The 1,311-nt window shown below is 47.6% G+C and carries 3 protein-coding genes; all 3 read left to right on the top strand.

The annotated features are described in order from the left end of the window. The coding region (locus E8M78_RS23345; RefSeq protein WP_205910246.1) for a hypothetical protein at window positions 1-303 on the top strand (303 nt) is incomplete at its 5' end. Continuing rightward, window positions 300-902, top strand: coding sequence for a hypothetical protein (locus E8M78_RS15900; protein ID WP_137135994.1), 603 nt, complete (start codon window positions 300-302; stop codon window positions 900-902). The genes E8M78_RS23345 and E8M78_RS15900, both read left to right, overlap by 4 nt. A 28-nt stretch (window positions 903-930) precedes the next feature. Beyond that, a complete protein-coding gene (locus tag E8M78_RS15895; protein ID WP_137135993.1) occupies window positions 931-1,233 on the top strand; it encodes a PAAR domain-containing protein in 303 nt (100 codons plus the stop codon). Window positions 1,234-1,311: the final 78 nt, after the last annotated feature.

The raw sequence follows: 1,311 nt of genomic DNA, 5'->3' as shown, positions 1-1,311 counted from the left end.
GATAGCCATCATATGCCGGCAAAATCATTGTCTCCACTGCATCCAAACGTTAGTCCTGCAATCCAAATGGCCCCAGAAGATCATCAGCTAACTGCGTCATATGGAGGTCGGATTAAAAGCAGTTCCTATGCAGGACAAAAAAGCCTCATCGCACAAGGTCGCGTGATGGATGCAATCGCTTTAGATGCATTGGACGTAAAGCAGATCGCAATTGCTGCCGGTGATCCGGCTAAATATGATTCTGCGATGGCTCAGATGATGCTGTATGCTAAATGCCTTCAATCACATGGAATAATTCGATGATAAGTGAGAATGAAAACGACGACTGGATTCTTCGCCCGAAAGTAGGCTTAGGAAAAATTCATTTTGGGATGCATCGCGAATTAATCCATCAATTTACCGGATACGGTGGGGTATTGGCATCGCGCGGTAATGAAGCGATGCCTGCTGATGAAGCGGCATCATTTCTGAATTCACTAGGCTTTAGCACCGACACCGTTACAGCTGCAGTAGATGCGCACGTTAAATCCGCGCGCCCGGCCACATTAATCGAAACTCATTCAACTGGCGTAGTATTTGAATATGAGCTCAATAAACTTTCTGAAATAATGGCAACAAACAAAGCAATTCATATTACATACAGATCAAAACGAATATTCGAAGAAGATCCTCGAAAAATGATAGAGACGATTAAATTAAATCTGGAAGAAGACCCATTAATATTTGAACAAGAAGTTATTTTTCCATTAAATTGCATATATTTGTTCGAATTTTTATGCCAGAATGAAAATAATAGGAATATAGTAAGCGAGGGTAAAAAGTCAGATAGAACCATAATTTGGAGATCCAAACCGCGCGTCGGCGGCGCAGATCTATCTGACTATCGGCCGCTCGTGTTCTAAAATTTTACCTCTCTTAAGGTGGCCATAAATGGGATCGTTCATCACCCTCAAAAACCACATGCATATCTGCCCGATGGTTGATCCGGGTCCGAAACCGCATGTGGGCGGACCGGTGGTGTCAACGCAGCAGAGCTTCGTGACCGTTGAAGGCGTTCCGATTGCAACGGTGGGAGACAGCCTGCTTTGCACCGGCGTTCCCACGACATCGGACAGGATTACCGGTGGCTCTGCCATTGCCAACATTGAGGGCAAGGCTGTGGCGCGGCTGGGCGATCCCTGTGCCCATGGCGGCTCGCTCGTGCAGGGCGTGCCGTGGATTACATTTGAGTAGATTACAATCCGGCAAGCGCTCCGGCGGCGACTGGAACTTCGAGACGCCGTCCATGGTGCCGCGGGCAGAGACGCCCTC

Origin of the sequence: Rhizobium sp. FKY42, from assembly GCF_005222835.1 — a bacterium.
In the GTDB taxonomy this organism is placed as follows: domain Bacteria; phylum Pseudomonadota; class Alphaproteobacteria; order Rhizobiales; family Rhizobiaceae; genus Neorhizobium.
The sequence above is the reverse complement of the archived record's forward strand: the minus strand, read 5'-3'. Positions and strand labels throughout refer to the sequence as shown.